The following is a 23,003-nucleotide window of genomic DNA, read 5'->3' on the forward strand; positions in this document are numbered from 1 at the left end:
CCTTTCCAATAGACTCAAGACGCCTTGCGACGTACTTTTTTAAGTTGTACCAACTCGTTAACCAACCCATTAATGCGATGTACTGATTGGCCATCGAGATTACCCCATTGCTTTTTCTCTACTTCCAAATAATTTTTCAAAATCCGATACTCTTCAGGATTACTCATGCGTTGAGCTGCAGATTTAAATTCGTCTTGCGTGCACACATTAAGCACCCCCTTAACATGCTTAAAATCTGAGAAATCATAATAAAACATATCGTAATTAATTGTTGGGACAGCACATGAAATAGCCCAGCGTATAGTTGATGAAGCAAATGCCAGATAGACATCAGAAACAGCCACTAATCGTGCTGTATCTATTTCTGTCACATGGATATTCTTTTGGGCAAATAATTTAGACAGATCCAAATAATTAGGATGTGGACGGAAAATCAGTTCATAATCATTTTTAAATTTATCGATGCATTCAGTGATGAAATTCACTGCGTCTTCAGCATCTTTAAAATCAAAGCCAGGAGGATTTCCAAGAATTTGATTTGGAAATCCTCCTATTAAAAACAAGGGCTTGTCACTATGAATATTGAGCTGCTTATACAATTCAGCTCGTTGATGTTCCTTATCCAGATAATAGCTGGCCAGATTGTCATCATAACATGCACCGGTGATTTTCATTTTAGAAGCTGGGATACCACTTTTTCGATAATAGTCATACATTTGTTCATTTTCAATTGCTATAACATTAGCGTAACCACTGTTCATCATCCAGGGATCAGGCGGAGAACTTCGAACGAAAATATGACCAAGAACATGCTCAGCGGGCATACGAAGCACTGCATGTTGTTCGTCTTTCATAACCCAGGATTTAAAAAGAATACCCAGAACTTTATTGATCAATGTACTATGAATGCTCAATTCATTTCGTGATTTTAAAGCCTGAAATGCCTCGGTCTGATTACAAATGGTATAGGGCAGAACCATACTTGGAATTTTTTCGTTATGGCCAGCTCTTATAAGCACAGGGCTTATTTTTCCCACAACATCTTCGGGTAATATAATTAAATTAATCTGATGCTTGGTCAGGATTTTACAAAACCGTTTATAATTCACTTTATAGCTGAGTGGAATTAAATAAAAAGAGGATAAAAATAATCGATTCAGAGCATAAATCGTTTTCATTATTCTCAATTTTATTTGTATTATTATTTTTGCTTTGTAGTGATTCAGAATTCTGTAAACAGATTTCAAGGGTTTGAAATTAGAATTAAAAATATTGAAACAGAAATTAATACAGGACTTTATAAATGGCTTAAAAGAATTATCCCAAATGCGATCTAAAAATCGAACTACCTTAAGTTTTTTATACCATCTCAACGGTTTAATATTAACTGCGTTAATTTGTATTCCTGTATCTGTTGCGCCTTGGAGATTGGACTTTACTGTAGATAAGCAGATCGGTTCAGACTCTACTTTATTAAAAGTGATGTAACGTATTGCTTTCTGAACAAGTGTGTTGGAATTAACAGAAATCTCGTTATAAATTATTTTATCATCAAACTCTCCAGCACCAATGCTCTTTTCTATTTCATGAATCACAATATCATCATGAACCTGAGATCCGACACCACAAAAAAGCATGATGCACTTATATCCGTATTTTTTTAAACCAACAGCCGCCCGGCGCATTTCGACAAAATCAGATAAACGTTGGGATACAAATAAAATTTTTGTATTAGATTCCATTTTCAAATTATTCATATGTTTCATACACTTGTTAATACAGAAATTTATCAAAAAAGCTTTCGGCATCATTTCACGAATTCAAAATATTGTAAAGACAAAGCAATCAAGTTAGCAGAGCTTGCTTATTTTTCATTTGCTCATGAAAATAAACGTGATCTGTATAACCTGTTTCACGATCCATTTTCAACATCACATGAGATAACAAGGTTCATTTTATTTTGACAGTCCGACGCTGTATAATCAGCCTTCTCAAGCGGCAGCATCATGGTTGACTTAAAATAATGCTATTTAATTCGTACTCTTTTTTATTTATTTTTTTTCCTATTAGCTTCGCACTGTTTCTGGTCGTGCAAACTGTTTTCAAAGGGACTTACTCCATACTCTATCTGTTTGTTGCCTCAATTATATTTTATGGTTATTGGAATCCCGCCTATTTACCTATACTGATGACCTCCATTGGATTTAATTATTGCATCAGCTTGCTCATGACACGAAAAAGTTTGTTGTTTTTTAGCTTGGGAATTTTCGGAAACCTTGCTCTTCTTATCTATTTTAAATACAGCGTGTTTCTTGTATCTAATTTGTATGTCTTATTTAATCAACCTATAGAACTATTAGATGGGGATTTACCTTTAGGAATTTCCTTCTTTACTTTTACTCAAATAGCTTATCTCACTGATTGTTATCGAAAAGAGATTCATCCTCCAAAAATTGGAAACTATGGTCTGTTTGTTACTTTTTTTCCTCATTTGATGGCGGGCCCCATACTGCATCATAAAGAAATAATGCCACAATTTGATCAAAAGAAATTACTCAGTTGGGAAAACATATCCATAGGTTTAACACTGTTTTCTATAGGCTTATTTAAAAAAACCATGATTGCAGACTCTTTAGCTCCTTATGCAAATGCCATGTTCGATGCCGCGTCAAAGGGTTCAGTGACTTTTGTGGAAGCATGGTGTGGGACCCTTTCCTATTCTTTCCAACTTTATTTTGATTTTTCCGGTTACTCAGATATGGCTATTGGACTGGCCCGTATTTTTGGGATTATGTTCCCTTTAAATTTTAACTCGCCTTATAAGGCGAATAACATCATTAGTTTTTGGCGCCGTTGGCATATGACTTTATCCCGATTTTTAAGAGATTATGTATATATTCCGCTAGGGGGTAATCGCAAAGGCAGTACCAGCCGATATACCAATCTGATGATTACCATGCTTATTGGAGGAATCTGGCACGGAGCAGCATGGACGTTCATTGTCTGGGGCTTCCTGCATGGCCTCTATTTGATCATAAATCATTTATGGCTTTCTATAAAAAAACGCATTTCGGGATCTTTATTTACCCTGAATGCGTTTATCAATACCTTGATAGCTCGTAGCCTAACTTTTTTAGCAGTAGCCATTGCCTGGGTATTTTTTCGAGCCGAATCATTCAGCACAAGTAATCATATTTTAAAATCCCTAGTGAGCATCGACTTATCTCTAACAAGTCAACTCTATACACCCTCATCCTTGCACACTTTATTTGTTCTTTTGGGCATTACCGGTTTCATCGTGTTTGTAGCCCCAAACTCCCAACAACTTCTTTACCAATACAAACCCGCACTGGAGACATATCCGGGAGAAATTGAACCTTATTCATACCGTTGGTTGCACTGGAGACCCAACGCATTTACTGCGGCTTTTTGTGCCATTATGACCTTGTTATCCTTATTGGCTTTTGGCCAAATAAGTGAATTTTTGTATTATAAATTCTAGGATGAGTTGAATTGAATTATTTTAAAAAATTCTCAATATATTATTTTTTCTTTCTTGTCTTATTCTGTTCACTCATCGTTTTATGCAACTGGTTGGTCAATCCTTATAACATTTATAAATCGCTACCCATAAAACAATTTAGCCAAAAACCCGTTGTAACCTCTCATCTTAGACTGGCAAAAGCCATGGCAGTCGAGTGGAACAAACCTGATGTTCTAATACTGGGATCCTCTACAGCGGAAACAGGCTTGAATCCACAATTCCCAGCCTGGAATAATTCCCGAGTTTATAATCTCGGTTTAAGTGGCGCCAATATCTATGAAGTAATGCGTTATCTGCAGCATGCGGAAGCTGTTAAACCCGTTAAAAAAGTGATCCTGGCAGTTAATTTTTTTATGTTTAACGCCTATGTTGCCAATAGGGATGATTTTGATGAATCCATTTTAAAAGTCGATGCGCAAGGAAACAACAATTCACTTGCTCTCAATAACCTGTTCACTACCCTACTATCCTATGATGCCATAAAAGCCAGTTGGGAAACCGTAAACAGCCAAAATAAAAAAAATGCATTCCAAAGCAATGGGCAATTGGTTCTAAATTATCGAGAGGAGCAGGTCAGTCAATTAAAAGGTTATAGAAACAATTTTCTCTATACAGAAAGCTATAATAAATCATCGCTGATACCACTTCCTCATGAATTGTTTGATTTCGTTAATAATGAAAAACAGATTAATACTTTGCAGTACATGCAAAACATTATCACTATCTGTGAGAAAAACAACACTCAGTTAGTTGTGGTTATCGCGCCTGAGCATATTAGACTTTTGGAAACCTATAAACAACTCGGTTTATGGAAACGGTATGAACAGTGGCAAAAAGAACTGGTTGACATAATAGCCAGCCATAATGCAAAGCATCCTGATGCTCCATATCAATTGTGGAGTTTTAATAAAATAAACACCATTACTACAGAACAACTTCCCGAAAAAGATGATATAAAAACAACCATGCGTTGGTTTTGGGATCCTTATCATTTCAAAAATGATTTGGGAAATTTGATATTAGAAACCATCCTGAACAATAGAGATGAATCTCAAGCAAGTAATTTTTCTACTCGTTTGACTCCCAATAACTTATCCTCAGAATTGCAGTTAAACAGGACAGATTTATCTCACTGGGAAAAGGAACATCAAGATCAAGTAAGGGAACTAAGACAAAATTTAAATGCGCCCTCAAAAACCAGTTAATTATAGGGCAATATATATGGATTCATCCTCACCTAATTGGAGTATTATCGGATATATAAACATCCGTTCCAGCCGAAATACAAGAAATCAGTAGGATGAATTTTTAGCAGCCCTCAATAAAGGCTACTATAACTTAACCTAATGACAATCATTCATAGGGTATATTTTTTCAATAGCATAATAAGCACTATTCAATAAAAGCAACACCACCACTATCAGCAACACACTATTAATGCTGTGATTTACAGAATAAAGAACCAAAAATCCGATAATAACATTGATTATCAACTGCCCTAATAAAATAAACCGAGTATCCATACCATATTGTTTTAATCGTTGATAAGCATGTTTTCTATGTGGAGCAAACCATCGCTCCTTATTGGCTATCCTTCGTACTAGAGTAATTGTTGAATCAAAAAGAAACAAACCATTTAACAAAAACCAATACAATAATGGAATCTGATATTTTTGCTGTCCTATCAATGCCAAAGAAAAAATAATGAGTCCTAATGAAGCACTACCAATATCCCCCATAAATAATTTTGCGGGTGGAAAATTAAAAATTAAAAATGCAAATAACGCGGAAATTAATATGAAACAAAAGTCCTGATAAACCGTAGCCTGATAAAAATAAAATAATATAAAATAGCAAGCCAGCAAAAACATCGCTTGCAGAGCACAAAAGCCATCCAATCCATCCATAAAATTAAAATGATTGATAGCCCAGATCACCGTGAAGAAAACAAAAACAAAAATAACGTAATCATTACTCAGAGAGAAAATAATGAAATCAAGATGTTCAGGTCTGAAAAAAACTGAAATGACTAAAGCAACAACACATTGGACAGCAAATCGAATTGTTACAGATAAATGATTCAGATCATCTAAAAAACTGATTGCCGCTAAAAGTATCACTCCAATCAGCAAACCTGCCCAATCTACAAGAGATACCGCATTTAAATAACACAAATAGGGGAGAGAAATTAGAGCCAAACCAATAAAAACCAAACCACCGCCTCGAACAGTTGGTTTAAGATGTAACGTTCTGTCATTAGGTCTGTCGATCAATCTTGAATTTTGCGCCAATTTACAAAATAATTTGGTACACGCATAGGAAAGCAATAAAAAAATACAACTAAGAATTATGATCATTTTGATACCATGCTGCAGTTATCCTCAACCCTTCTTGCGATGTAACCGGAGGCATCCATCCCAATTGAGACTTAATCTTATTATTGCATACTTCCAGAGAGCCAAATAAACGGGAATTTAAATTTTTTAAGCCAATTAATTTAAAGATAAAAATAAGAAATGTTAATGGAATATTAAACAATTTTAAATTAACTTTCATCTCCTGAGATAGAATAATTAATAATTCAGTCAATGACCAGGCATCATTATCAGAGACCAGATACAACTGATTGGCTGCATCGGGATGTTCCATTACAGCAACTATTGCTGAAATCAAATTATCAATGAAAATGAAGCTTCTTTTATTAGGAATATTGGCAAAGGGCAATGGCCACCCTTTCTTAACCATATCTAACATTTTTAAAAAATTAGCCTTTACGCCAGGACCGTAAACCAAAGGAGGTCTTAAAATAACGATTTGCATTCCTGTTCGTTTGCTAATGTCCTGCAAATAGTGCTCTGCGTAAAGTTTGCTTTTAGCATAAGGATCTTCTGGTTGGGCAATGTTCTCTTCACAAAATGGTGAATGAGCCCTGGTAGACTCGCCATTTACTTTAATGGAACTTAAAAATACAAAACGTTTTACTTGGTGACGAGCTGCCTGCTCTGCAAAATTTTTGGTAGCAATACTGTTCACTTTACAATATTCATCCAAAGAAGATTGTGCATTTTCCTTCAATATATGCACTCGGGCAGCCAGATGAATTACGATTTCAATGCCTTCCAAAGCTTCGGACCAATCAATCTGCTCTTCCAGCTTATTGATTTCTACTTGTTCCGCGTTCAGACCATCAACTTTTTGCCAAACAGCGCAGCGAACATCATGGCCCGCAGATACTAGAGCGGGCACCAGACTTCGCCCTATAAATCCTGTAGCACCGGTAATTAAAATTTTGGACACTATCTAACCTATTTCAATTAATAACGTTTGTGATTTAACAAGCCTGAGAGATATTGTCCATAATTGCTTTTATTCAGTTCCTTAGCTCGCTGTAACAGTTCTTCATCGCTTATAAACTTCATTCGCCAGGCTATTTCTTCCGGACATCCAATTTTTAATCCCTGGCGTTGTTCGATCATATGTATGTAATTACTTGCTGATAACAGAGTCTCTGGTGTACCCATATCCAGCCAGACAAACCCTCTGCCTAGAACCTGGACGTCCAGTTTATTTTCATATAAATAAAATTGATTAACGTCTGTTATTTCCAGCTCGCCTCGTCCTGAAGGTTTTAAATTCCGGGCAACTTCTATTACCTGATTATCATAAAAATACAAGCCAGTTACTGCATAATTTGACTTTGGCTCCGCAGGTTTTTCTACTATGGAAATCGCTTGATTTTTATCATTAAACTCAACAACACCATAAGCCTGAGGTTTGTCCACATAATATGCAAATACTGTAGCTCCATTTAAATTATTTTTGGCGTTTTTTAATAATTCTGATAACCCTCTGCCTTGATGGATGTTATCGCCCAAAACCAGACATACCGGATCAGTACCAATAAACGACTCACCTAAGATAAATGCCTCAGCAATGCCCTTGGGTTCATTTTGTACCACATAGGAAAACGAAACGCCCCATTGAGATCCATCACCCAATAATAGCTGATACAGGGGAAGATGTTCTTCTGTTGAAATAATGAGTATTTCCCGGATTTCCGCCAACATCAGAGTAGAAATAGCGTAATAAATCATTGGCTTATCATAAACTGGAATGATATGCTTGCTTATAGCCTTAGTAAGGGGATGAAGTCTCGTTCCAGAGCCACCCGCCAGGATAATACCTTTCATTCGATAAAGTTCTCTCAGCGCTTACCTGGGCCTGTTGACAATTCACTTAAATAATCATTCATAAACACCCACATCCTGTGAATTGTGCACGATATCCAGATTTATTCCGGATGGCGCAGACAAGGCACACCACGTAGAGGTTACTGAAAAATTGTCAAGAAACCTGGGTACATATTAAATTATGCAGGGATCTTACCAATTTTATTCATCTATTACATTAAATTAGTGCATGTTCGATGAGTAATTTATCATTATGTTTCATTTAATACAGAAAACACATCACTCACTGATTTTGCACTCTCCACACCAGGCTGATCAAATGGATTAATGTTCCAAATCACGCTTTGCACAAATACTTTATGTTCATATAAAGCAACCAAAGCACCAAGGGAATATGGAGAACAATCCGATAAACTGATATGACTCAAAGGCATTTTACCAGGAATATAACCATTTGGATTTTCAATGGACTCAATACCTTCGCTTAACACTTTCATTTTGTAATCGCACATGTCATTTAGAATATGATTATCATGAGTCTGCAAAGTGATAAAATCTGCGGCGCAATTATGTGTTCCCTGACATAATAACTGTAAATAGCTGTGTTGAGCCTGATTACCCAATCCACCCCATACTATAGGCCCGGTAGCATAATTAACTACCCGCCCATTAAGGTCTATTGATTTACCATTACTCTCCATATCAAGCTGCTGTGCATAAGGAATAAAATATTCCAATCTTTTTGAATAGGCCAGGATAAGTAAATTATGAATATTCAAAAAATTATTATTCCAGATACCAAGCAAGCCCATCAGAACGGGAACGTTTTCTTTAAAGTCAGTACTCTTCAAGTGCTTATCGATACTATTGGCACCTGCTAGTAATTCTGAAAACTGTTCATAGCCAATAGCTATAGCTGTAATTAAATTCACTGCTGAACAAAATGAATAGCGGCCACCAACCCACTCCCAAATAGATAAAACCGTTTTAATACCCATCTGGTGCGCTCTGAGAGGATGTGCTGTGATAGCAATAAAATGATGATCAACGGCTTGCCCGCTAGCATACAGCTTTATCGCTTTAGATGCATTTAATAAGGTTTCTTTTGTTGTAAACGACTTGGACGAAATGATAAACAAGGTAGTCTGAGGATTAATTCGTGCGACCACTTGGTTGAAACTATCCGGATCAACATCTGAAATAAAATGAAAGTTTAATGAAGCAGTACTGTACGTTGAAAGTGCATTAATACATAAACGAGGTCCTAAATCCGATCCTCCCATACCAATATTAACAATGTCGGTAATGGGTTTACCGGAATACCCAAGCCATTGTCTGTTTCGTACGGAATCAGAAATTATTTTTATTTTTTCTCGGGTATCCATCACTTCTTTCATAATATTAAATCCATCGACATAGACTGGATTATTCCTAAAGTCCCGAAGTGCGGTATGAAGAGCAGCCTTATTCTCACTGACATTCACTTTAAAGCCGTTCATCAAGCCATCAATTTTTTCTGGTAATCCTGCTTCATTAGCCAATTGAATCAACAAATCAATAATCGGTTCAGAAACTCGTTGTCTGCTAAAATCAAACGTGACGCTGCCAAGTTGTTTTCTGTATTGGCTACCATGGGCCAAAGTCAACTCCCGCAAACCCGTTCCTGTTAGCAAACGGATATGCGATGCCTGTTTTTGGAGCTCATTCCAGAGTGCGCTGTCAGTAAGTTGCTTCATATATGTAATATTAATTGGGATCGGAATAAGGTACCATTTTTACTGTATTTTTCCTATTGTTTAATTAATCTGTCTGTACATGAAAAATAAACTGTCATGTACTCGGTATATTTTGATGGATGGATGCCTACCTGCGCGGGCATGACAGTTTGTTTTGTCATGTACAAAGAATTAATCACCAGGATTGTTAACAATTGCTCTATAACCCCTGCGGGGTACGAGTTATTGAAAAAGTCAATTGTCAGCAGATCGTACCGCACGGCTGTCCCATTAAAAATATGACGTCTTTCCGAGCGTAGCGAGGAATCTCCTGCAAGGTTGCACGATCCCATTACAATGCAGCCATTAAAATCATATCAGGAGTTGAGTCTCCCGAGCCAGCCTTTTTCTGCAGGCGCCTAATGCTCATATCCTTAAATTTCTTTTTGGTATTTTGTAACCTGTTCAAAATAATATGCCGAACCATCGCCATATTTTCAGGAGCATGATCTTGGCGTACGCGAGAATCCTCTTCACGTAATGTAACGTCCAAGACCCAATGTAGACTGTTCTCGACAGCCCAGTGACTACGAATAGTCTGAGCAATTTGTTTCGCATTTGCAGCCAAACTGCTGATAAGATAATGATAATTAATGCATTAATTCAAATTGTGCCAATTTGCAGGAGATTCCTCGCTACGCTCGGAAAGACGTCACATTGTTAATGGGACAGCCGTGGATCGTACCGAGCCATTTAAATACAAATCCCGATCAACGTCGAAGAATTTGTTATTACTCACCTCCCCTTTTGTAGGTGATGAATATACAACACCGTAGAAATAGTTCTTGATTCTGTTGTTTTGAATCACTACATCAGAGGGATACTCTGGATTGCCACCAACCCAAATTCCAAAACTATGTCCTGAATTGCCTCGATGACGGGCTCTTTGCTCAAAAAAGCCATAATGATTAAAAATCAGATTACCTAAAGCCACAGACTGTTTGCAATTATTGGAAAATGAAATAGCAATGCTTTCTCCAGTGCCGGTTGCGTGAGTATCCATAATTCTATTGTGTTCAATTCGAGCTTTTGGACCTATAATTTCTATTCCCATCGCAAAGGCATTTTCATAAACGGTACTCCCGCCAGTATGGATTATCGTATTATTTATAACGAGATGATTAGCTCCTTCCACTCGAATGCCTCGGAACAAATTATTCGTCAAAACCAAATGTTCTATCAGATAGTTTCCTGATATGCTGTTTATGCTTGTATAAGAACCTTTCGAATCAGCAAGATAAACTCCATACATAAATCCACTTACCGTTCCATTTTTAATGATAAGATCATGCGAATTTAAAGAATAAATACCGTAAATTTCATTTGATGGGTTTCGAGAAATCAATTTAATTTTATGTTGATTGAGATCCAAAGTTACATGCGATGAATTAATCGTGATTGCGTGAGTTTCGCCACTGTAGTAAAAATTTTTAACCAAACAATAATGGCCGGGTTTGCTGATAAGGAACGGAATACTGGTAATTGGAATACAGTGCTGTGCCAAACAGAATGAAGAGCTAAAACTAAAAACCAGAAAATATGTTGTAGACAGAACAGAATTGTATGTATACATGGATATCCTTTTCCAAACTGAACGCAACACCATTAATCAACATTTGCTACCCACTCCGTTATCATACATTCTCGAACTCAAACTTTAACAATTTTGCTGAATTTATCCAGAATCTGTTAAGATTTCATCTCCCCCCCTACTTCCCGCGCTTTATGCGGATAATCTAGGCGGGAGAACAAAAATATTCCTACTTTAAATACCACCAGTACTCAATTCCACGCATAAAATCCAGTTCGTAGGCAAAGGAAGCAATTGTCAACAGACGCTCATATAAAATCGAATGGTACTTATCAATTTTTCAATAAAATTACCCTGTGGAGTCCATCCCAACTGGGTTTGAATTTTATTGTTATCTATAGCGTATCGTTTGTCATGTCCCTTTCTATCATCTACAAATACAATTAAAGACTCATAAGAATCAGAAGTGGGTTTTATATCATCCATCAGGTGACAAATAGTCCGGATTAAACTCAAATTATCCAGCTCATTCTTTCCACCAATGTTATAAACCTCACCTAGCGTTCCCTTCTGAATAATAACGTTAATGGCCTCACAGTGATCCTCTACATACAGCCAGTCACGTATATTTTTTCCATTTCCATACACAGTGATTGGATGTTGGTTAAGGCAAGCTTGAATCACTTTGGGGATTAATTTCTCTTTATGTTGATTAGGTCCATAATTATTCGAGCAATTAGATGTAGTAACAGGCAATCCGTAGGTATGAAAATAAGCCCTGACAATGTGATCGGAACCCGCCTTTGAAGCAGAATAGGGCGAATTAGGCTGATACATATGCTGTTCTGTAAATGCAGGCTCATACTCTTCTAACGAGCCATATACTTCATCTGTAGATACATGATGGAATCTGCACTGGGTTTTATCCCATCTGTTTTCGTCTAACCAATAATTCCTTGCCGCTTCAAGCAAGGTAAAGGTTCCGATAATATTAGTTTCAAGAAACAGTTTAGGATTATGAATCGAATTATCAACATGAGACTCTGCTGCAAAATGCACTATGGTGTCTATTTGATGCTGTCTTAATAAATTCAAAACGAGATCTTTATCCGTAATATCACCTTGAACAAAAATATGGTTCTTTTCCTGTTCTACAGCAGATAAATTGTCCAGATTACCTGCATAAGTTAATTTATCCAGACTTACAATTCTAATTTCAGGATGATGAGCAAACATGTAACGTACAAAGTTAGAGCCAATAAATCCGGCTGCGCCAGTGACTAATAAATTTTTAACGTGATAATTCATATGATTCTTCTTTATTAATGATACTGTCTATCACTTCAGGCAGATATTTTTTCCATTCATGACATGCAATTCCCAAGGTCTGTTCAATTCGGGAAGTATTCAGTACAGAGTTCTTCGGACGCTTGGCTTTCGTTGGGTACTGTTCAGTAGCAATTGGATTCAAACGAGCCAATTTCAAACAGGTATTCCTGCTGTTTACCAGGTCAATAAATACCCGAGCAAATTCATACCAATTCGTCTCACCTTGTCCAGCATAATGGTAAATTCCCCACTGAGTAAATGACTCGCTTGAAATTATATCAACAAGCTCAATAATTACTCTGGCAATATCCCGGGCCGCTGTTGGGCGTCCTTTTTGATCCGCAACTATATTTAACTCTTCTCGTGATGAAGCCAAATTCACTATTGTTTTTACGAAATTGCTTCCCGACACTCCAAAAACCCAACTAACCCGTAAAATAAGGTATTGGGTTAACATCGATGTTATTGCTTGTTCTCCATGCAGTTTTGATTGTGCATAGACCCCCTGTGGATTGGTAGTATCCAACTCATTATAGGAATCCTGTTTTAATCCATCAAAAACGTAATCAGTAGACAAATGTATCAAGGGTATATTCCAGAGCTGACAATAAGCAGCCAATTCTTTTACAAAATCCGCATTTACCGTTTCCGCTAAACAGGATTCCTCCTCTGCTTTATCAACTGCGGTATAAGCAGCTGCGTTGATGATTAAATCAGGTCGTTTAGCCGTTAAAAAAGTATTTACATCATGAATCCTGGAGCAATCCAGCTCCTGTCGTGTGGTGGCTATAATTTCATGATGAGTACGAGCAAATGCTGCTACAAGTTCTGAACCCACCTGACCATTTGCCCCTGTAATGAGTATCTTCATCTAATCTCTATATCTTGGTAAAAGTTGTGTATCAATACTGTTTAACGTTTTCGCTGCGCTATCCTTTGCTGAAAGTTGTATTTCCCCCTCCAACGGCCAGTCTATAGCCAGTTCAGGATCAAGATAACTGATTGAAAGCTCGCTTTCAGGATGATAATAATCGGTACATTTGTAAACAAAATCCGCCATAGGGCTCAGGACGTAGAACCCATGCGCAAACCCTTTGGGAACCCAAAATTGCCGCCTGTTTTCAGCTGAGAGAATAACCCCGACCCACATACCATAAGTAGGAGATCCTATTCGTACATCCACGGCCACATCAAAAACTTCACCTGCTAAAACAGAAACCAGCTTGCCTTGAGTTTTCTGACTTTGGTAGTGAAGACCTCGCAAAACACCTTTTTGGGAGCGTGAAAAATTATCCTGGACAAATGCATCCTGAATACCAAGCAATTCCTCATATCTTTTGACCTGAAAGGTTTCATAAAAAAAACCACGTTCATCACCAAAAATTCGCGGTTCTATTATTTTGATTTCAGGAATTTTTGTATCGATTATTTTCATACACATACCCATTATCTGCATCAACTTAAAAGATTTCTAAACAAACAACAAATCAATTTCATTAAGTAAATTTGCTCCTGCTTTACCATCCAGGGTGCCCCATTTGTTGCTGTCTTTAATTTGAGCAGATTGAAGCTGTTTATAAAACTCTTTTTCGACTAATAGATGCCTCAGTTGAGTTGAAAACTCATCGCGATCAAACAAGGTAAGTACACCATCTAATTGATTGTAATCATCATAACGGTAGCGATACAGATCATAATTAATTACGGGAATTCCACAACTTACTGCCATCCTGATTGTTGCGGAACAGGTAGCAACATAAATTGAGCTTAAAGGAATTACTTCAGCAATGTCACCTTTAAAAATAGTTATGGGATATTCATTAATATATTCAACCGATTCAGGTTTAATACGTGGGTGCAAATTAACTACAATATTATAATCAGTCGCATACTTCGATAATTCCGACATAACAAAACGTACTATTTCCTCATAATCTGAAAATTCCAGCTCATCCTTGCGACCAGTGCATTGATTTGGAGGTAGTGCACATAACAGCAATGGCTTTCCTGGTTGCATATTCAGCGATTTGTATAATTGCTCTCTGTTTTCATTTGAATTTTGTAATTTAAAATAGAGCTCATCATTATACAAAGCTCCTGTAGCCCGTAGATACTTTTCTTCAATGCCTGCTGATATATAATATTCTTTCATTGCATTGCTTTCCAAAGCCAGAAAATCAATATCACCACTATTTAATAGCCAGGGATTTTTCGGGCTGATTTGCAACATTTCATGAAACAAAACCAACTCCACGGGCAACAGCAATTGCCTGTCTTTATAGGTATGAATCCAATGAGGAAAAGCGAAGGCACACACTTTATTGTACAAATTAGATAAAGATCGTGATTTTTCCTTATAAAAGGCTTCAGACCATTCCAAAGTATTCGCGATTGTAAACGGAACAATAATGGATGCTATCCCCTGTTTCTTTCCTATATACACAAATAACTGAGTAAAATAAAATAAATTATGTTCAGGAAATACCATCAGTTTTATATCGTATTGTTTCAATATTCCTGGAATGTATTCACAATATCGATGAGCTAATCGAGAAATTGCCGGTAGAAAATAAGGCAATTTGTTCCAGACAAAAGAATACCCTGAGAGTAATAAATTAGATAGCTTTCGCTGCGAGTTCATCGGTGAGCCAGGCGATGTTGGTTTAAATAATTTATTATAAAAATCAATAAACGTTTTTGAGGTGAAATCAAAAAAGCCTATCTTGGACTTGGCATTTGAGTTACTCATTTTCTTTGCAAATAAACGGTGATACACAGCAAAAAGTGATTTAACGATAAAAGCGAAGGGCAGCAAGAGGTATTTAATAATTTCAAAAAACCACAACAAAAGAATAAAAAATCGTCTCACAATTCGAAACCACAATTTTATTTTTACGGATTTATTGGGATCGAAATTATTGATGTCAAAATAACAAATGTATTGTATGCCTTCTGCCTGGCATATAGCGATATGATGTTCTACTCCTTCATATTTTACATCAAAGAAAATAATCGGATGATACATCTTACTATTTTTCATAACGCGTGCAACACGGATTATTTCTTTAAAATGTGTTGAGATATGCACGTATAACAGCGTATTTCTTTGAGTATCATTAGTCTTCATTTAAGTAAATGCGTTCCTAAGCGATCGTACAGCTGAATGATTCGGGATCTTTAATACAGCGCTAAACTTGAATTTAAGTTGGTATCCCATCATCCTGAGCGTAGTGAAGGATCTCCAAATGCAGGCACTATACCATTTTCTGAAGTTCTCTCACTCACCCAAAATGCAGTGTTCCAAACTTATTGTTCCATTAAATAATAGCCAATTAACTTTCTTCAACTGCTGAATTAATTTCAGTTTCTATTTGAAATTCTTTACTTTTTATATGTTCAATATTCCAAACCAGCTTGGGTCTTAAAAGACCATCTGGCCAGTCACCAGTCCAATTGGAACGAACACCGACAGGCAATTGATCATCGATAATTTTCATGGATAAACATTCAATGCATTTAATTTCATTCTGATTATTATCCAGTTCGCTTAATACAACAGAAATCATGAATTGACCTTCATTTAAAAATTCTTTAGGAATAATAACAGTTTCTGTATACAAACCTTCTTCTCGCATTGGATGTTGCGCTAAAGCTGCATGATCCATGATGGTAAAAAGTTTTGCGCCCTCAAATGACGATAAATCAACTCGTACATTTAACCTGGCATTATTCTGCAATACATTAAACTTAATTTTCAAATGTACGTTTTCATTGACTGTAAATTTCTCCTGAGTCTGACCATCATCATTCAGAAGTTTCAATGAATGAAGGGTCACAGTGCTCGGTATCTGAGGAGCATTAGCTAAATCATGTTCCCAATTTTGTTCTGCGCACAGGACAAACTTTCTAACAGTTTCAACAGGCGTAATAGCTGGTTCAGGGGGTAGCACAAGTTCCGCAGCTGCTGGAACTATCAATTCAGGAGCTGAAGGTATTTCAATTCTTTCCTGATTTGGTTCAGATTCAGTTTTGGGTGCAATACTTCGAGTATCAATAATACGGCCATGAGACACTTCGATTACTCTTTTACAAATTGATTCAATAGCAATCATGTCATGGCTTACAAAAATAACCGAACGGCCATCATTGGCTACTTCCATCATTTTTTCTTTACATTTCTTTTGGAAATCTACATCACCTACTGCCAATACCTCATCTATCAATAATATTTCGGACTCCAGAAACGCAGCAACAGAGAATGCAAGCCTCATATACATACCTGAAGAATACCGCTTCACAGGGGTGTCAATCTGACCGCCCAACTCTGAAAATTCAACAATGTTTTTAAAAATTGAATTAATCTGTTGGCGGGTCAAACCATTAATTGCAGCATTTAAATAAATATTTTCCCGTCCAGATAATTCAGGATGGAAACCAGTTCCCACTTCCAATAAACTGATTAAGTGTCCCCGATAACGAAACTCTCCGTGACTGGGAGCCGTAATTCGAGAAAGAATTTTTAATAAGGTACTCTTACCCGAACCATTCTGTCCGATTAAACCAACTCGCTCCCCGGGACTTATTTGAAAGTTAATGTCTTTTAAAGCCCAGAAAAAACCGGGGGGAAGCCCTTCAGTTTGTTCATTAGAAACAACAACCTTGGAAGATGTGTTTTGTAATTCTTCAATATCACTAACTGGCGACTTGGCCGTACCGAACAGTTTTTTCTTAACTTTCCTAGATAATTGTTCATAAAGAGTGCCATGTTCGGAAGCTCCTGCACCCAACCTATATACTTTGCCTAAGTTATCTACTCTTAATATCCAGTTCATAATGCATCTACTAAAGATTGTTCATGTTTTCTAAAGGTAGTAAAACCTACCACGAATATTATAATTGCTGCAGAAAATCCGAATACGAATTGCTCTGGATTTGGCCAACTTCCCTTTAGCGCATCACGGAATCCACAAATAACCATACTCATAGGATTAAACTCGTACCATAGACGTAACCATCGAGGTGAAGCAGATATTGGATATAAAATTGGATTAGCAAAATAATAGAATTGTAATGCTAATGGTACAAATAATTTTAAGTCCCTGTATCGTGTACTAAATGGCGCCAATAACAAACCCAAACCCATTGCAAACATCGCTTGAATTAAAAATAACAAGGGAAAGAGTACAAATAAATGATAATCGAGTCTATGGTAAATACACGCGCAGATTACAATAAGCCCAAACCCAACAACGTAATCTACTCCCGCAGAGAGGGTATAAGTTCCACCTAATAAAAGTCGTGGAAAATATATCTTATTAACTAACCCGGCATTCCCTTCCACAGACCCCATGGTCAGGTTAATCATCGCCATAAAAGCATACCAGGGAATAATCGCCACAAGATAAAATAAAAGATAGGGCAATCCATCTGTAGGGATTTTAATCATAAATCCAAAAACAAAAGTAAATACCCCTACTGTAATCAAGGGTGATAAAACTATCCAACCAAAGCCCAATACTGTCTGAGAATAACGTACCTTAATATCTCTTGCAGTAAAGACCCAAAGCAACATTCTATATCGCCATATATCCAGGAGATAAGTTTTTAACGGCTGAATATCACCTGCTTTAATCACTGTTTCCTTCAAAGGTTTATTTTCGCTCATGATACTTAAACCACCTCGACTGTGTTTTGCTTGCATTTGAAAATATCATTCAAACAATGTATGACTCTGTCTATGTCACGGGAGCTTAAATTAGATCCCGAAGGAAGGCAAATCCCTTGATCAAATAAATAATCAGATACACTGAAATTCTCATCATGAGGATAATAAGCAGTACCAGAAAACAAGGGTTGTCTATGCATCGGTTTCCAGGTTCTTCTTGCTTCAATGTTATAAGGTTTCAATTGTTCTATAACTGATTCTGGTCTAATAGCGCACTGTTCCGGTTTAATAATCATGGTAGATAACCAACGTGTAGTAAACCCATTTTTAATCTCTGGCATCATTTCGATAAAAGGCAAGGATTCAAATGCTTCTTTATATTGATTAAAAACAGCTCTTCGAGCTTTTACCCGTTTCTCTAAAACTTTTAACTGCCCTCGTCCTATTCCAGCCAGGACATTACTCATCCGATAATTATAACCTACAACGCTGTGCTCATAGTGAGGTGCTGGATCACGTGCCTGAGTTGCTAAAAACCGGGCACGTTCAATTAATTGCTTATCGTCTGAAACCAGCATACCACCGCCAGAGGTGGTTATGATTTTATTTCCATTAAACGAGAACACGCCTAACTTACCAAAGGTGCCACTGTGCTTTCCGTTGTATGTTGCACCCAGGGATTCAGCGGCATCCTCTACTATAGGTACATTGTATTCCTCACAGATCGCACACAACGCCTCATAATTCGCGCTTTGGCCGTATAAGTTGACGATAACTACTGCCTTCGGTAATTTATTCTTTTCTTTACTTTCTTTTAAAGCTCTGGCAAGCGCAATTGGGGACATATTCCAGCTGTCGAGATCAGAATCGATAAACACTGGAGTTGCGCCCTGATAAAGTATGGGATTAACTGTAGCGACAAAAGTAAAACTGGATGCGAAAACGGTATCTCCCGGACCGACCCCTAATAAAACCAGAGCCAGATGAATAGCAGCTGTACCTGAACTCAGGGCGACTGCAGATTTTACGTTAATGTAATTAGCTACTTCTTTTTCAAATGAATCAACATTAGGTCCTAGTGGGGCAACCCAGTTGGTTGCAAATGCCTCCTGAACGTATTGTTGTTCATGTTCTCCAATATGAGGTGAAGACAGTAATATATTGGAAGACAGTTCTCTTCGGTGAATTAATCGTATGGGCCTGTTGTGTTCATCCAATACGGGAATATGATCCAATGCGAATTCTGTCATCAAATGATAAGCATCCTGGATGGTTGCTGATGCGGGTAGTGATTTGGATGAATGATCAGATAGCTGATCAAGCGTAGACTCCAGAGTACAATCCTTTAATAATAATCTCCTGATATCACCATCAGTTATAGTTCGGATAAAGCCATCTTCACTATCTACTAAAAACAATACTCCCTGTCCTGTCTCATCCAGTTTGCTCAAAGCCATTTTCAAGCTAAACTGTTTATTTACATATAAATCTTTGATAGTAATCATTTTATTCCTTTTATACTGCAGGGACACCTTTAACAATAGTGTTTGGTTGTACATCTTTAACTACTACTGATCCAGCACCTATTACTGCTCCATCACCTATAGAAACACCGGGCAAAATTACTGCCCCGGCACCTATTAATACTCGACTTCCTATCGTTACCTTACCGCCTAATGTACTATTTGGTGCAATATGTGAACACGAACCGACTATCACCTCATGATCCACAACTGCACTATGATTAATAATTGATCCCTCTCCGATATAGCTGTCAGGCCCTAATATCGCTTGCGCAGCGATAAACGTTCCTGATTCTATGTGTGATGATTTGGCAATAATCGCGGCAGGATGGACAATAGTGTACAATGAAGCCTTTTTAGAAATTGCTTGAATAATATTGAATCGAATCTGATTGTTGCCTATAGCAACATGCGCTAATCCAGTATACTCTGGCAGATCGTCCATAGTAGAATCAATCAAATGACCACTCAGTTCCTTGCCTAATAAATCCTTATTACTATCACAAAGAGAAATTTCAAATGTCTTATCGCACAAAGATAAAGCATCTAAAACTACTTTACTGTGCCCACCACAACCTATTATTTTTAATTTAGTATGCATTGCTTTTATTTAATATTTGAGAATCTAATGTCATTGTCTTTAAAATTTGATAACAACGTTCGCTCGTGTTCCCATCTCCATAGCAATTTATAATATTGTCTTTGGATTGATTTAATGCACCCTTTAATCCGGACAATACTGCTTCAAAGTCAGTGTTGACATCAATAACATTGTTGCTACGTTCTCGTAAATTTTGCCTGGTACCAACATTAACAACGGCCAGTTTGAACGAAGCAGCTTCAATAATTCCACTACTGGAATTACCCACCATCACATCCGAATTAGCAAGGCAATCAATAAACTCAGAGCGGTGAAGATGTTTAATGATTCGGATATCAGGATGATGCTCATATTCTTTAATTGCCTCTCTAATTAACTGACCACCTGCATCAGAATTTGGTTCAAGACAAATAATTTGCAACCCAGCACTTAAAGTTGCCTGAATTACATTCCGAAACTGAGTTTTGATCTCTTGATATTCTTGAACTACAGGATGATAAATTAATAATGCAATTTTCTGTTCTGGTATAAAACCATAGCGTTGGCAAAAGCTGATTCTGCTTGAAGTATTAAAATGTTTTATTTCATCCAATCCTGGTGCCCCGACTACGTAAATGGAGTCCTCTTTTTCTCCCATTTTGATCAGACGTTCCCTGGATGCTTCAGTAGCAACTAAATGAACATGCGACAATTTGGAAATAGCATGGCGAATCATCTCATCTACAGTTCCCGACCGCTCACCACCATGCAAGTGCACGATAGGAATATTTAAATGAACCGCAGCAATGGCTGCCGCCAGCATTTCACCTCTATCTCCCAACAAGAGAACGATATCGGGTAGTTCTCGTTCAAAAACTTCAGTGAAACCAATGAGTTCATAACCTACAGCTTTAGCCATAGTACTGTGATTTGTCTGTTCAACCTCAACGGGGATAGTGCCACAGATTTGAAATCCATCATGTTCAATTTCCTTTACAGTATGTCCATAAAGGCTTGAGAGATGCATCCCAGTCACACAGAGGTATAACTCCAAATCTTCATCAGAATTCAATTTTTTTAACACTTCACACATTAAGCCATAATCTGCTCGAGTGCCTGTAACATAAATAATTTTTCTTCCCATCACGAGTCAATATGTTCCCATAATAAGGTACTACCTGCTGGCAGATTCAAGCTCAATCGAGCTCCTACAACATTCGGTAATTCCGAAGGGCTAATCCCTGTGCCCGGTCTTAATAAAATTAAATCATCACTACTAATTTGATCGCCCTTTGACAAATCATGCTTTAAAGTAACGCTTCTTCTGACCAAAGCTCTTATCGGAATTTCATTTTCAGATGGTTTTTTCACGCCATTGCCTAAAGCCGATTCCGCATCTCGAATGGAGCTGACCATAGTTTTCAATTCATCAGGACTCATTGAAGCTAGATGATCGGGGCCCGAAAGCGTCTTATCCATAGTAAAATGCTTTTCAATCACGCAAGCGCCCATCCCTATAGCCAAAGTAGGAATCAGAGTTCCCAAAGTATGATCAGAATATCCAACTGGCAAATTAAACTCTTGGGCTAATGTCTGCATGGCTTTTAAATTAACGTCCTGATATGCAGCAGGGTAATTGGAGGTACAATGCAATAATACGAGATTTTGTGCATAAGCGTTACCATAGTAAGGCTTTACGACCTCAATTGCTGCGCGCACCTCATCCAAATCGCACATGCCAGTCGATATAATTAAAGGAAGCTTTTTGCTGGCACAATGATGCAAATAAGGGATGTTGGTTATCTCGCCAGAAGGAATCTTAAGGCGTTTTACTCCCAGAGAAACCAGAAAATCTATAGTCTGATTATCAAAACCAGTTGACATAAATTCTATGCCAATTGACTGAGCCAGCTCACTCAAAAGATAGTGATCCTCATCACTCAGTTCAAGAGCCTTAAGCATTTCGTATTGAGTAGTTGAATCAGGAGCGTTATTTTTTTGATATTCTGCTTTTCCAACCGTTTTGTTGACCAGGGTATCTGCTTTAAACGTTTGAAATTTGACTGCATCAGCTCCAGCTTTCTTTGCGGCATAAACCAGATCTTTCGCCAGCTGAATATCACCGTTATGATTTACGCCAGCTTCGGCGATTATAAAACAACTCATACAAGAACCTCTTCCTTCAATTCTAATAATTTTTCTACTAAAGCCCAGTCCAGAGAAGTATCGATATCTATAGATTCACTGGCACTGTCAATCAGTAAAGCTTTTGTTGGTTCACTATAAAATGTCTTATTTTTAATAATATGCTCTGTACTTGCAATGTAAATTGAACCATTCAGCCTGTATATCGGAGAGTCTTCTTTAGTAGCATCATTATTAATAAATACTTCAACTCGGGCTAAATTACCTTCTGCATCTATAGCTCGATACCAGGATGGTTTAAAAGATACTTTATTCACTGATACCACGCTATCACCAGTTTCTCTATGCATTTCTACTGCTTTTCTTATCGTCTCTGCTTTTCTGAATGGAGAAGTAGGTTGCAATAATAAAACACTATCAAAATGCCGATTGATTTGGGCATATCGGTCTAGAAGATCTATAACGGCAGAAATAACCTCTGAAGAGTCTTGTGCTAAATCATTAGGCCTAAGCCAGGGAACAGAAGCACCATAATTCATGGATACATCAGCAATTTCCTGACTGTCAGTAGATACAACGACCTCATCACAACAGGATGATTGAAAAGCAGCATTAATGGTATGAGCAATTAAGGGTTTTCCAGCAAGCAATCGTGTATTTTTTCCAGGCAATCTTTTAGAACCTGCTCTAGCTGGTATTATTGCTAAGACTTTCACTTAAT

20 protein-coding genes are annotated in these 23,003 nt (G+C 37.3%); 2 read left to right on the top strand and 18 right to left on the bottom strand.

The window, feature by feature from the left end:
* Positions 1–14 precede the first annotated feature (14 nt).
* Positions 15–1,757 (bottom strand): hypothetical protein, encoded by a 1,743-nt coding sequence (locus ELY21_RS01600; RefSeq protein WP_127106272.1) that lies wholly within the window; start codon positions 1,755–1,757, stop codon positions 15–17.
* 266 nt (positions 1,758–2,023) lie between these two features.
* Here ELY21_RS01600 and ELY21_RS01605 point away from each other — a divergent pair, with 266 nt between their 5' ends.
* Together ELY21_RS01605 and ELY21_RS01610 are read left to right on the top strand one after the other, a co-directional pair.
* The gene (locus ELY21_RS01605) at positions 2,024–3,502 is read left to right on the top strand and encodes an MBOAT family protein (protein ID WP_127106274.1); all 1,479 of its coding nucleotides are present in this window, start codon (positions 2,024–2,026) and stop codon (positions 3,500–3,502) included.
* Between the two features lie 11 nt (positions 3,503–3,513).
* On the top strand, positions 3,514–4,749 hold the full coding sequence (locus ELY21_RS01610) for a hypothetical protein (RefSeq protein ID WP_127106276.1): 1,236 nt from the start codon (positions 3,514–3,516) through the stop codon (positions 4,747–4,749).
* A 138-nt stretch (positions 4,750–4,887) separates the two neighbouring features.
* Here the strand turns inward: ELY21_RS01610 and ELY21_RS01615 are convergent, their stop codons facing one another.
* The 17 genes from ELY21_RS01615 to ELY21_RS01695 form a co-directional block, all read right to left on the bottom strand.
* On the bottom strand, positions 4,888–5,901 hold the full coding sequence (locus tag ELY21_RS01615) for a glycosyltransferase family 4 protein (RefSeq protein WP_127106278.1): 1,014 nt from the start codon (positions 5,899–5,901) through the stop codon (positions 4,888–4,890).
* Complete coding sequence (locus ELY21_RS01620; RefSeq protein WP_127106280.1) at positions 5,885–6,841, bottom strand: NAD-dependent epimerase/dehydratase family protein; 957 nt, start codon at positions 6,839–6,841, stop codon at positions 5,885–5,887. The genes ELY21_RS01615 and ELY21_RS01620 overlap by 17 nt, the downstream gene beginning before the upstream one ends.
* 17 nt (positions 6,842–6,858) lie before the next feature.
* Entirely contained in the window at positions 6,859–7,734 is an 876-nt protein-coding gene (gene rfbA, locus ELY21_RS01625; RefSeq protein ID WP_127106282.1) for a glucose-1-phosphate thymidylyltransferase RfbA, read from the bottom strand.
* Positions 7,735–7,985: 251 nt separating this feature from the next.
* Complete coding sequence (gene pgi, locus ELY21_RS01630) at positions 7,986–9,470, bottom strand: glucose-6-phosphate isomerase (protein ID WP_127106284.1); 1,485 nt, start codon at positions 9,468–9,470, stop codon at positions 7,986–7,988.
* 331 nt (positions 9,471–9,801) lie between these two features.
* The gene (locus tag ELY21_RS15900) at positions 9,802–10,104 is read right to left on the bottom strand and encodes an ISAs1 family transposase (protein WP_127106286.1); all 303 of its coding nucleotides are present in this window, start codon (positions 10,102–10,104) and stop codon (positions 9,802–9,804) included.
* A 57-nt stretch (positions 10,105–10,161) separates the two neighbouring features.
* Positions 10,162–11,082: a right-handed parallel beta-helix repeat-containing protein gene (locus ELY21_RS01640; protein ID WP_127106288.1), complete on the bottom strand. Its 921-nt coding sequence runs from the start codon at positions 11,080–11,082 to the stop codon at positions 10,162–10,164.
* A 255-nt stretch (positions 11,083–11,337) separates the two neighbouring features.
* Positions 11,338–12,348 carry a dTDP-glucose 4,6-dehydratase gene (gene rfbB / locus ELY21_RS01645; protein WP_127106290.1) on the bottom strand — a complete coding sequence of 337 codons (1,011 nt, stop codon included), beginning with the start codon at positions 12,346–12,348 and terminating at the stop codon, positions 11,338–11,340.
* A complete protein-coding gene (gene rfbD, locus ELY21_RS01650; RefSeq protein ID WP_127106292.1) occupies positions 12,332–13,240 on the bottom strand; it encodes a dTDP-4-dehydrorhamnose reductase in 909 nt (302 codons plus the stop codon). The genes rfbB and rfbD overlap by 17 nt, the downstream gene beginning before the upstream one ends.
* Entirely contained in the window at positions 13,241–13,804 is a 564-nt protein-coding gene (gene rfbC, locus ELY21_RS01655) for a dTDP-4-dehydrorhamnose 3,5-epimerase (RefSeq protein ID WP_127106294.1), read from the bottom strand.
* A 36-nt stretch (positions 13,805–13,840) separates the two neighbouring features.
* On the bottom strand, positions 13,841–15,496 hold the full coding sequence (locus tag ELY21_RS01660; protein WP_127106296.1) for a hypothetical protein: 1,656 nt from the start codon (positions 15,494–15,496) through the stop codon (positions 13,841–13,843).
* 205 nt (positions 15,497–15,701) lie between these two features.
* Complete coding sequence (locus tag ELY21_RS01665) at positions 15,702–17,201, bottom strand: polysaccharide ABC transporter ATP-binding protein (protein ID WP_127106298.1); 1,500 nt, start codon at positions 17,199–17,201, stop codon at positions 15,702–15,704.
* Positions 17,198–18,034, bottom strand: a complete 837-nt coding sequence (locus ELY21_RS01670) for an ABC transporter permease (RefSeq protein ID WP_127106300.1) — start codon at positions 18,032–18,034, stop codon at positions 17,198–17,200. Before ELY21_RS01670 ends, ELY21_RS01665 begins: the two co-directional genes overlap by 4 nt.
* Positions 18,035–18,039: 5 nt before the next feature.
* The gene (locus ELY21_RS01675) at positions 18,040–19,539 is read right to left on the bottom strand and encodes an aminotransferase class I/II-fold pyridoxal phosphate-dependent enzyme (protein WP_127106302.1); all 1,500 of its coding nucleotides are present in this window, start codon (positions 19,537–19,539) and stop codon (positions 18,040–18,042) included.
* Positions 19,540–19,549: 10 nt separating this feature from the next.
* The gene (locus ELY21_RS01680) at positions 19,550–20,158 is read right to left on the bottom strand and encodes an acetyltransferase (protein WP_127106304.1); all 609 of its coding nucleotides are present in this window, start codon (positions 20,156–20,158) and stop codon (positions 19,550–19,552) included.
* Complete coding sequence (neuC, locus tag ELY21_RS01685; protein WP_127106306.1) at positions 20,148–21,281, bottom strand: UDP-N-acetylglucosamine 2-epimerase; 1,134 nt, start codon at positions 21,279–21,281, stop codon at positions 20,148–20,150. Before neuC ends, ELY21_RS01680 begins: the two co-directional genes overlap by 11 nt.
* A complete protein-coding gene (gene neuB / locus ELY21_RS01690; RefSeq protein WP_127106308.1) occupies positions 21,281–22,303 on the bottom strand; it encodes an N-acetylneuraminate synthase in 1,023 nt (340 codons plus the stop codon). Before neuB ends, neuC begins: the two co-directional genes overlap by 1 nt.
* Positions 22,300–22,998, bottom strand: a complete 699-nt coding sequence (locus ELY21_RS01695) for a cytidylyltransferase domain-containing protein (RefSeq protein WP_127106310.1) — start codon at positions 22,996–22,998, stop codon at positions 22,300–22,302. The genes neuB and ELY21_RS01695 overlap by 4 nt, the downstream gene beginning before the upstream one ends.
* Between the last annotated feature and the right edge of the window lie 5 nt (positions 22,999–23,003).

This window comes from Legionella sp. km535, assembly GCF_003990085.1.
Lineage (GTDB): Bacteria > Pseudomonadota > Gammaproteobacteria > Legionellales > Legionellaceae > Legionella > Legionella moravica.

Excerpts from the sequence above, each read along its gene's own strand:
- ELY21_RS01600 (WP_127106272.1), bottom strand. The coding sequence starts at position 1,757 with ATGAATAATTTGAAAATGGAATCTAATACAAAAATTTTATTTGTATCC.
- ELY21_RS01605 (WP_127106274.1), top strand. The coding sequence starts at position 2,024 with ATGCTATTTAATTCGTACTCTTTTTTATTTATTTTTTTTCCTATTAGC.
- ELY21_RS01615 (WP_127106278.1), bottom strand. The coding sequence starts at position 5,901 with ATGATCATAATTCTTAGTTGTATTTTTTTATTGCTTTCCTATGCGTGT.
- rfbA (WP_127106282.1), bottom strand. The coding sequence starts at position 7,734 with ATGAAAGGTATTATCCTGGCGGGTGGCTCTGGAACGAGACTTCATCCC.
- pgi (WP_127106284.1), bottom strand. The coding sequence starts at position 9,470 with ATGAAGCAACTTACTGACAGCGCACTCTGGAATGAGCTCCAAAAACAG.
- ELY21_RS01640 (WP_127106288.1), bottom strand. The coding sequence starts at position 11,082 with ATGTATACATACAATTCTGTTCTGTCTACAACATATTTTCTGGTTTTT.
- rfbB (WP_127106290.1), bottom strand. The coding sequence starts at position 12,348 with ATGAATTATCACGTTAAAAATTTATTAGTCACTGGCGCAGCCGGATTT.
- rfbD (WP_127106292.1), bottom strand. The coding sequence starts at position 13,240 with ATGAAGATACTCATTACAGGGGCAAATGGTCAGGTGGGTTCAGAACTT.
- rfbC (WP_127106294.1), bottom strand. The coding sequence starts at position 13,804 with ATGAAAATAATCGATACAAAAATTCCTGAAATCAAAATAATAGAACCG.
- ELY21_RS01660 (WP_127106296.1), bottom strand. The coding sequence starts at position 15,496 with ATGAAGACTAATGATACTCAAAGAAATACGCTGTTATACGTGCATATC.
- ELY21_RS01665 (WP_127106298.1), bottom strand. The coding sequence starts at position 17,201 with ATGAACTGGATATTAAGAGTAGATAACTTAGGCAAAGTATATAGGTTG.
- ELY21_RS01670 (WP_127106300.1), bottom strand. The coding sequence starts at position 18,034 with ATGAGCGAAAATAAACCTTTGAAGGAAACAGTGATTAAAGCAGGTGAT.
- ELY21_RS01675 (WP_127106302.1), bottom strand. The coding sequence starts at position 19,539 with ATGATTACTATCAAAGATTTATATGTAAATAAACAGTTTAGCTTGAAA.
- ELY21_RS01680 (WP_127106304.1), bottom strand. The coding sequence starts at position 20,158 with ATGCATACTAAATTAAAAATAATAGGTTGTGGTGGGCACAGTAAAGTA.
- neuC (WP_127106306.1), bottom strand. The coding sequence starts at position 21,281 with ATGGGAAGAAAAATTATTTATGTTACAGGCACTCGAGCAGATTATGGC.
- neuB (WP_127106308.1), bottom strand. The coding sequence starts at position 22,303 with ATGAGTTGTTTTATAATCGCCGAAGCTGGCGTAAATCATAACGGTGAT.